Source organism: Faecousia intestinalis (assembly GCF_040096185.1).
Lineage (GTDB): Bacteria > Bacillota > Clostridia > Oscillospirales > Oscillospiraceae > JAZOXB01.
This window is the reverse complement of the sequence record NZ_JBBMFF010000226.1, coordinates 1-9,186: the sequence shown is the minus strand read 5'-3', so window position 1 is coordinate 9,186 and position 9,186 is coordinate 1. Positions and strand designations below refer to the sequence as shown.

Sequence of the window (9,186 nt, the reverse complement as noted above, 5' to 3'; positions counted from 1 at the left end):
TTTCGGCCGCTATGTTTTTCAAGCCGCACTCCAAAACTTTGAAGTTGATGACAAAAGGATATTCAATTATGCGGTCTATTTCATCTTAAACGAACTGAAGTACTCCGAAGATTACTTCGGAGAGTATGACAGATACCATAGAAGTTTTGATAGGCATATGGCGGCAAAAACAGAGCGGATAGGAAAGAAATACCAGTGGATTGCAATGTACAACATACTTTCCCGAGTATCGGATCATTGCAGAATGGTTGACAAATATTGCTTTCAAGAAACTGATGAGATTCCTTTTGAAGGCACATGGGAACCCTATGTTCGTGATTTTGATCCAACACTTAATCAGAATTTTATGGTGTATCCCGATGCACCGCATTTCAAATTCCTTGATGATTTTGCCACAGCGGCAGTAGAAGAAAATGCTTGTACCAATATTTCATCTGCTGAGCAGCAACGGGCATGGCTTGACTCCAAAGGAGTATTTCATCAGAATCTAAAGAATGCATTGCTGCTAAAAGATGTATGTGGGACAGAGTGGGTCACGCTTTCAGCATACTTCGACACTGGTAGAGAGGATTTGGATATTAAAAATCTCTATGTGTGGAGTTGGCTGTATGCATACTTTGTTTCGCCAGAGCAAAAAAAGGAATTTGAAAGCTGTGCCAATAAGGGGCTGAGCGTAATAACAAGGGAGACGGCATCTCATCATGAAACCTACACTGTGTTCAACAGAGAATACCCATGGGCACCCAGTTGCTGTTCTTTCAATGAGTCCGCATGGGTTGATGCAAGTCTGAAAACAGGGGAGAAAGAAACTGTTCACGAGACTATTAAAGTACCGGATTTGTCCGCAATGGAGGAGTTTATAAAAAAGCTGGGGTATCTTGATGAGCAAGATGATGCGTGGAATGATGAATGCGAAGAACTGGACAATGAATGGGGTGATTCACCAGAAGTCGAAATCGAGATGCCTGAAATCGGCTATAAGGAAGTTACTCGCGAAGTTGAAGTAAAAAAAGAAATCGGGAAAATACTTCATGCTTCGTCAAATCTTCTTTGGGAAGAAGAATATGATGCTTCAAAGGAAGACGCATTATCTTGGAATGTTCCCTGTGCTATGCTAATAGAGACACTTCATCTCCAACAATTGGAGGCGGATGGATTCTACTTCGATAGTGATGGGAAACTCGCAGCATTTGATGTTGTCTTGACTCAAAATCTCAACTGCATTGTAGTCCGAAAGGATTTGCTGGATAGTTTCATAAGTTCAAGCGGTATGGAACTCATTTGGCTTATGAAAAGCGAAAAAGAAATCCACGCCTCTGATCGGTCTATTCTTCAATGGAGTGAATGGGAAGCACTCTTTACATATGAGAAAGATCGTATCGACGGAAGTATTCGTAGGACACTATGATGATTCATTTCTATCAATTTACTGCTAAACAGTTATAAGAATTTGAGAATATCCAGCAGAAGAGAAGGAGTATACTCCATTCTGATATCGAGGCGAGGGCAAATGCACCAATCCCCAAGGTTAGAAAAATCTAAGGATTTTCTAATCATCCTGCGTTTATCAGGCTTTATTTTGCTTTGTTCTGGCCTACATAAATTGACTCCGAAGTGCCGGAAAGCCTTGAAAATACTGACTTTCTTTGACTTCGGTTGACACGGGATTACTGCTCAAATTGTAACTCCTAAGCGTGGGGTCGGGAGTTCGAATCTCTTCTGGGACGCCAAAACGAGGCGGCTTGTGAGAAGGTCCGAGTGGGCTCTTCACAAGCCGCCCGCTTTTTTTACCCTGCGCAGGATGATGCAGGCGGGGCCACTGCGTTCGGTCATCAGAGCATCGCGCATGGATGCGCTCCAGATGCGATGAAATGAGCGATGAAAAGGCACGGTTCAGACAAGCGTCTCATCCCCAAAAATCAATGCCTCTATTGAAATATTCACGGATAAACCCGACAACATTTCAATGGAGGCTGTTTCTGTATGATCGCAGGCAGGCCCGGCGAAAACGCCAGGCCCTTCGGGTGAGATCCGGGCTGCATCCGGCGGCCTGACAGATAATAACTCCCCGGGATCCATTGAGATCCCGGGGAGCGTTTGGCATATTCCGAATAAATTCAGCGCTTGCTGAACTGAGGAGCCCGACGGGCGTCTTTGAGGCCGTATTGAATCAGTTTTTCGCCTTTTCCCCTGTATTTTCAAGGGTTTCCTCGTCCTGTCTTGCCGTTTCCCCTACGAGTTAACCCATCAATTAAGCCGATTCTTTTTCACTATTTGTGCTGAAAGCTTGGTTTATCACCGGTGCCAGTTCCCAAGGCTTATTGTACTTCACCTTGGCGTAAATGTCCATAGTCACCTTTTGATTTGCGTTGAAAGCATCTTGCTGTTTTTTCTCGAGCGGGGCGGTCTTCCCACGGACCGCCCCGCGAAGCTGTTACGGCTCGATGATGTTGAAGGGGTTGGTCCCGGTGATCGGGAGCTGGTTCATATTCTCCATCATCAGCGTCAGCAGCTCTGCGCTGCCCTCGACGCTGACGGCCTTCGCAACCGTTTCCTGATTGTTGGTCAGGATCGCAAACAGCGCATTCTTCGGGCAGGTAATAGACACGTCTGCATCATCAGACAATGTATCCGCATAGACCAGCAGCACACCATTCTTCACGCGGAGCATGTGCTGTTCGCCCACGTCAGGCAGGATCACGTTCATGGTGAAGTCGCGGTCAGCCAGCGCCTGCTTGTCCATGACAATGGCCATATAGTCAAACAGCATGGGCGCGGAGAGGGCCTTGACCATGTCGCCGGTAGATTTGGTGGAAGCGGTGAAATTGGCGTTTCCGTGGCGCAGCTCCTGCGCGGCGGTCAGATATTCGTTGCGCCACGGACCGGACTCCGCCTGATACCCCAGCTGCTCCAGTGCATCGGCACACAGAAGCCGCGCATCGGTGTTCGTCGGGTCGGCAAAGACGATGGTGTTTGTGACCTCGGCGACCCACTGATATTCACCCTTGTCAAAATCCGCCTTTGCCATTTGCAGGACCTTGTCAACATCCCCCAGGTACTCCACCCATTTTTTTGCGCTGTCGCTTGGCATGAGGGGGTTCAGGTTGACAGGGTTGCTGTCATACCAACCCATGAACTTCTGGTAGACCGCCTTGGCGTTGTGGGCGACCGTCCCGTAGTACTGGCGGGTGTACCAGATTTTATTGAGCGCCTCCGGCAGCTCGATCATGTTGGAGATCTCATCGCTGGTGTAGCCCTGATTGATATAGGTCAGAGTCTGGTCGTTGATGAACTTATACACGGCAGCCGTGTTGACCATGTAGTCGTTCACCACGTTGTTTCCCCAGTGCGGCCAGTTGTGGGACTGGAAGGTGACCTCCGCGTCCTTGCCGTAAAGGGAAATGGCCTCGGTGATATAGCTTGTCCATGCCGCGCCGTCGCGCACCTCCGCGCCGCGCAGCGTGTAGAGATTGTGGAGCGTGCCGGTGCAGTTTTCCGCCATCCAAAGCGCCTTGTACTGGGGCAGCCACGTGTTCATTTCGGCGGGCGCTTCCGTACCCGGCGTGAGCTGGAACTCCAGCTCCACACCGTCGATCGTCAGCTTTTCACCGGACTGTGTGATCTCGTAGCTGGGCGTCATGAAGGAGACCGTTCCGGTGGACTGCCCCATGCCGATGCCCTGCGCCAGCTTGCCGGTCACGCCGGGGGTCAGCAGGATGCCATACTGATAATTGCTGCGGCGGCCCATACCCTTACCGGCGTAGACATTTTCCTTCACGGAGTGCTCCGTGAAGCCCACAGGCGTGATCACGGGGATCTTGCCGCTGGCGAGCTGATCTTCAATAGAAAGTGTCTCGTCTGCCTTATCCTCTTTCGCCATCACGCCGGCGATGCCGCCAAAATGGTCGGCGTGGGAATGAGAGATGATGACGGCCTTGACCGGGAATTTACCAAGATTCTTTTCGATCAGCTGCATGGCAGCCTGGCTGCACTCCACGCTCATCAGCGTGTCAAAGACGATCCAGCCGGTATCGCCCTTGACAACGGTGAGATTTGCCATGTCATAGCCGCGGACCTGATAGATGCCATCCGTCACTTCAAAAAGGCCATAGGCATGGTTGTTCTTCGTGTTCTCCCAGAGGCTGGGATTTACGCTGTCAGGCGCTTTTTCATAATCGTCCAGGAACGCATAGGCTTCCTGACTCCAGAGGATCGTCCCATCCTCGTCCTTCAGTTCCAGTGCTTCCGGCGCGTCGATCAGTCCGCGGGTGGCGAATTCATATTCCTGCTTATCATCAAAGTCAAGTTCATCGTAGACGGCGGCATTTGCCTTTGCCGTAAAGTCTGTGGCGGGCTTGACCTCGGCGGTCAGACCCAGGTCTGCCTTTTCCGCGCCCGGCTCTTTGTGCCCATCCTGCGCACAGCCGACGCAGGACAGCAGCAGTACCGATGCAAGAAGCATTGCTGCAATACGTTTCATAGCCTCTCCTTATTGTTCGCGGATAACAGGCGGCTGCCAGCTATCCAGTGCTGTCATATCCGGTACATAGATCCGCATGAACAGATGAAATTCCCCGTCGGAAACAGGCAGCCAGTTAGAGGTGTCTTCCGGTGCATCCTTGGACAGGATAATATCCAATGTGCCGTCCGCATTCAGCTTGAAGTCGGAGCGGTCGTTGATGCAGTAGCGGTCGATGGAATTGTCAATGAGGAAATCATCCTCTCCGTAGGCGGTCACGGACCAGAAGCCGCCCTCCAGCGTGGGAGGAAGGGTTTCAAAGTGGAGCGTATACTTCTTTTCTCCGGTCAGCGCTGCGCCGGTCTCATCCACCGCTGTCTTGGGATAGATCGCCACGTCCACGGTGTTGGCGCCAAGCCCCACCAGCGCTACCATCGCGCGGTAGGTATACTCCGTGCCGAAGTCGCCGATGGGCTTGCCGTAATAGATCCACTGACCGAGTTTCTGCGCATACTTCGCGCCATCGGCGGCCAGCGTGGCGCGAAGCCCCTGAAGCATCTGCGTCCAGCGCTCGGCAGCTCCTTCGCCCAGGAGGGCGGCGTCGAAGGTCTTGCCCGCGCCCACGTTGATGGCGGAGAGCTTCTTCAGCAGCTCCTCATCCGCATCGGCGGGCGGGTTGACCTGCATCAGAGCGTTCGCCGTATTGAAAAACTCTGCTGGCGTCATGGAAAGCACCTTGTTCACGGGAACAAAGTCATTTTCCTCTTTATAAGCTCCCTGCGGTGCGGCATACTCGCCTCCCTGTACATAAGCCGAAAGCGGCAGGAGCTGCATCTGCTCCTGAATGGCACAGACATTGGGCAGATCCTCGTTCCCGGACAGCACCGTGCGGGTGATCGACCACACCGTTGCGGTGGGCACGTCCACGCGCGTCACACCGTCGGGCAGCTCGCCCTCCCAGTCGGGAAGCGCGATGGCATAAGCACCCGCCTTGTCCAGCACGGCGGCGGTGTTCGTCCACGCATCCAGAAGCTGCACATTGCAGAAGCGATCCGTTTCCGGCAGAACGAAGATCATAGGCTCTTCACGGATGTCAAGCCACGCCTGCGAATAGACGGTATCGACGTTCGGCGTCACAACGGTGCGGAAAGAGGCGTCCGCCAGCTTTTGTGCATGGTTGAACTGATTGATGGGCGCACGGCCAGTCATGGTTCCGTCCGTATTGGTCGATAATGTTTTGGTTGCGTCGGTCAGCACCAGTGGGAACGCATAGATGTATGCCTCGCTGACCGTTTCCCACACGGTTTCCGTATCCGGTGTATCCGGCTGCGTTTTTTCGGCAGAGCAGGCGGAAAGAAGTCCGCAGGAAAGCAGGGTAAGCAGCGATAGTAGAATTGCAAGTATCTTTTTCATGTTGTCCTCCTATGATTCTCTTCTGTTTTTGGTCATCTCCTCGGAAGGGTTTGTGCGGATGGATTGACTATGAAGTCGTTTGTGATTTTCTCTTTATGGTAAACTATCGATTATTCCGCCCCTTTCTTTCTGCAAGCCTTGAAAGCTCTTTTTTGTTCCTTTTGCGGCATTCGGTCTGCTTCAGCGTCACGGTATGGACAAGCCTGCTTTCCAGCAGCTTCAGGCGCAGCTTATCCAGTGTGCGCCGATAGAATCGCTCCGCACCGCTGGCTGTCGTTCCTTCAAAATCCACCGCTAAATCTTCAAAGGTGGACTGCGTGGACAAAGGGCTGACGCGCCCGCAGGTCATGCAGAGGCTTTCGCCGCCGACAGTTGCTCTGATCTGCTGGTTTTCCTTCTTGACAGGAACAATGCTCCCTTCGTGATTGACAGTGTATTTATTTCACTGTCTCTCATAAAGGGAGCATATCAATCAGAAACGGGGGTGATTTTGTAGTTTTTTTGATAGCCTTCCTTGAGACTTACTTTGCAAGCACAACGGAAATGATGATCTCCTTTTCCGTCTCGCTCAGATCAAGCGCACCGCCGTCTGCGACGCTGACACGCAGCTCATACAGTGTGCCGTCGGCCAGGGTATCCACGCCAGTCCCAGCTTCATCCGTGATCGTCCACAGCTCTTTGCTGACCTCCGCCAGCTTTCCGTCTGCACCGTAGGCATAGAGCTTCAAATCAGCGGCGCTTCCGGAAAGATTGTTCATCCGGAACGAGACCGTCGTGTTGGGGTGGACGTTTTCGAGTGTCACGGTGTTGCGCCAGCTGGCGACCGTGCCGACACCGCCGTCCTGCTCAAACTGTTCCTGTGTCAGTACGTTCCGCGCGGCCTTATCGAGATCGACCTTGCGGTAGGGCATTTCGGGAAGATACACAAAGCGATCCTGCAAGCACAGCAGCTCCAGATAGCCCGTCGGGCAGTAGAGCGCGTTGCCGCTGTTTCCGGCATACATACCGATAGCCATGTTATTGTAGCCATATTTGTTGGAGACGTCCATGGTGAATACCGTCTCGCCGGTGGCAAAGTCCAGAATGATGTACTGCCACATGCCGCTTTCCAGATCCTGCACATAGCCGTAGATATAGCCCGTCGCGGTGGAGAGCTTGAGAATCGATGTATCGCTCAGGTCATTTCGAGACCAGATGCTCTTCATCTCATAGCCGGAATCGGTTTTGATGGTATCGACACGTTCGACGCCGGGCGCGATCATGCAGTTGCCCTTCGTCAGCCAGTTCATGTCATAGATGTTGGCGTAGCTCTGGATGGAGGAATCGCTGTCGGGATCGGCAAGGCCTGCGCTGCCTGCGCCGAACCAGTTGCAGACAATCGTGCTGACGGTGCCCTCGCTGTCATCATAGACGATGGCAGAGTTTTCAACCGCCACCTGATAGCCCTCGGGCAGATCATCCAGAACCGGCATGCTTGCAACGATCTCACCGGTCTTCATATCGAGCGCCAGCAGCTTGACGGGATCCGCGTTGTCGGTGAACATCACAAGATCCGGCGTCAGCGACGGGGAGCAGCCGCCGCCCCAGGCAAGACCGCCGCCGGTGGTCTTGTCGTTTTCGCCGCTGACCTTTGCGCCAACACTCTCATACGGCGTGCACCACGCAACGTCGACGCCATCTTCTGCGCGCAGCAGATAGCAGTTTTTATTGGTCAGGATGACCGCGCCGTCCTTGGAGGCGGCAATTCCGTTTTCCGCGCCCTCACCGGGGGTCAGCTCGTGGACAAAGACGGCCTTCGAAAGGTCGGCCTGCTCTCCGTTCAGGATCGCCTCAATCGCCGAACTCGCGATGTAGCCGAGCACGCCCTGCTGCTCACGCTCGGGATAGATGCGGAAGCCGCCGGTTGCAAACCAGAGGTTGCCGTCGTAGTCAAAGACCACGGAAAGAAGATTCTGCGTCAGCTCCTTGCCGAGCGCAGCTTCGGCTGCCGCCTTGATGTCGATGTCCAGTACCTTTTCAAATTCAGGCAGGACGTTTCCTGCTTCATCGGTTGCCCGCAGCATCAGCACATGGTTGTTGCTGGTGGGGCAGACGATGCGGTTTTCCGAGTCCAGGAACGTGTAGGAGCTCTGGATGACGTAACCGCCGCCGTCGTGCTGCTTCGGAGAGAAATAGCCAAGAGTCTTCGTCTCTTCGGCATTCAGATCGCGGATGGCGATGCCGCCGAGCAGCGGAACGACTGCGTGGCCGTAGCTGTCAAAGTAAATGGCAGGCGAAGCGTTCGCGTTGGTTTTTTCATAGGAAACATTGATCTCCGGATAGATGCCAAGCGGCAGGACTTCATCCGTAGAGTCGGTATTGTAGCCGTCGTGGTGAATGTTGGCGTCGCTCTTTGCCATATAGGGGTTTTCGTCGACACGCTTGGCGCGCAGCGTCTTGACCGGCAGTGCAGAGGACAATGCGTCGGACGCCGGGGTCTCCCCTGTGCCAGCGTCCTCCGGCATATCATCCTCCGTCGAGGCTTTCTCTGATGCGGCCGTTTCGGGCGTCTGCGTTTCAGAGGCCGGGGAAGACTCGGCTGGCGTCTGTGTACAGGCTGCCATGCTCAGGCAGAGCGCAGCAGCCAGCAGCAGGAGCAGCGCAGAGCGTAATACTTTTTCCATTTTCATCAAAATATCCTCCGTTTATTTATTTTTCATAAAGTTTGTTGGGGTTTTATGCGAGCCAGGTGTAAAGTCCCAGTTGAAACGCTTCCTCGGAAACCGGCTCCAGCAGGAAATAGTCTGCCCGCAGCCGGAAGGCGTGAAGGGAGAAATCCAAGTCGCTGCACCAGATCATCCGGCACGCGGGGCATAAGGAGCGAAGATGCTCCGCTGCATTCAGTCCTGCCACTCCGGAAAGTGCAATGACGGCATTGGTTGGAACCTCTTTCTGCGCCGTTTCAAAAAAGCGTTCCTGGTCGTCATATTGCATGACCTGCGGAAACAGCCCCTTCGCTTCACAAAATCGGATAATTTGCTCGGCGTAGCGCTGCCGCTCTGCTTCCTGTTCTGCCAGCACGGCAATACGATACACAGATTTCCCTCCTTCCTTCATCCGATTTGGCATCTTGCTTGCGCTCAGTATAAAAGGGCCATTCGTTTTTTTCAAGCGCCGTAGCACGAAAGGGGCGATTTTGGCACGAATTCCGACAGCGGTTCTTTGTCATCCTCGATACGCTGTGATATAATGATCTTGGGAACCTCTGAATAAATCGGCTACGGCGCTCAGCGGGTCTTTCGCCCCAACTTATCGGTTTGAAAATCTTGAAATAT

The 9,186-nt window shown here is 53.2% G+C and carries 6 protein-coding genes; 1 reads left to right on the top strand and 5 read right to left on the bottom strand.

What is annotated here, in order from left to right:
* The coding region (locus tag WMO66_RS08925; RefSeq protein ID WP_349136056.1) for a hypothetical protein at positions 1-1,408 on the top strand (1,408 nt) is incomplete at its 5' end.
* A gap of 1,026 nt (positions 1,409-2,434) precedes the next feature.
* On the opposite strand, the gene WMO66_RS08920 is transcribed toward WMO66_RS08925, so the two are convergent.
* The 5 genes from WMO66_RS08920 to WMO66_RS08900 all read right to left on the bottom strand — a co-directional run bounded on the left by WMO66_RS08920 (position 2,435) and on the right by WMO66_RS08900 (position 8,947).
* Positions 2,435-4,480, bottom strand: a complete 2,046-nt coding sequence (locus WMO66_RS08920; RefSeq protein ID WP_349136055.1) for an alkyl/aryl-sulfatase — start codon at positions 4,478-4,480, stop codon at positions 2,435-2,437.
* Positions 4,481-4,489: 9 nt separating this feature from the next.
* Complete coding sequence (locus tag WMO66_RS08915; protein ID WP_349136054.1) at positions 4,490-5,872, bottom strand: DUF1254 domain-containing protein; 1,383 nt, start codon at positions 5,870-5,872, stop codon at positions 4,490-4,492.
* Between the two features lie 103 nt (positions 5,873-5,975).
* Positions 5,976-6,221 (bottom strand): hypothetical protein, encoded by a 246-nt coding sequence (locus WMO66_RS08910; RefSeq protein WP_349136053.1) that lies wholly within the window; start codon positions 6,219-6,221, stop codon positions 5,976-5,978.
* Between the two features lie 172 nt (positions 6,222-6,393).
* Positions 6,394-8,535 (bottom strand): hypothetical protein, encoded by a 2,142-nt coding sequence (locus WMO66_RS08905; protein ID WP_349136052.1) that lies wholly within the window; start codon positions 8,533-8,535, stop codon positions 6,394-6,396.
* A gap of 52 nt (positions 8,536-8,587) precedes the next feature.
* A complete protein-coding gene (locus WMO66_RS08900) occupies positions 8,588-8,947 on the bottom strand; it encodes a response regulator (RefSeq protein ID WP_349136050.1) in 360 nt (119 codons plus the stop codon).
* Between the last annotated feature and the right edge of the window lie 239 nt (positions 8,948-9,186).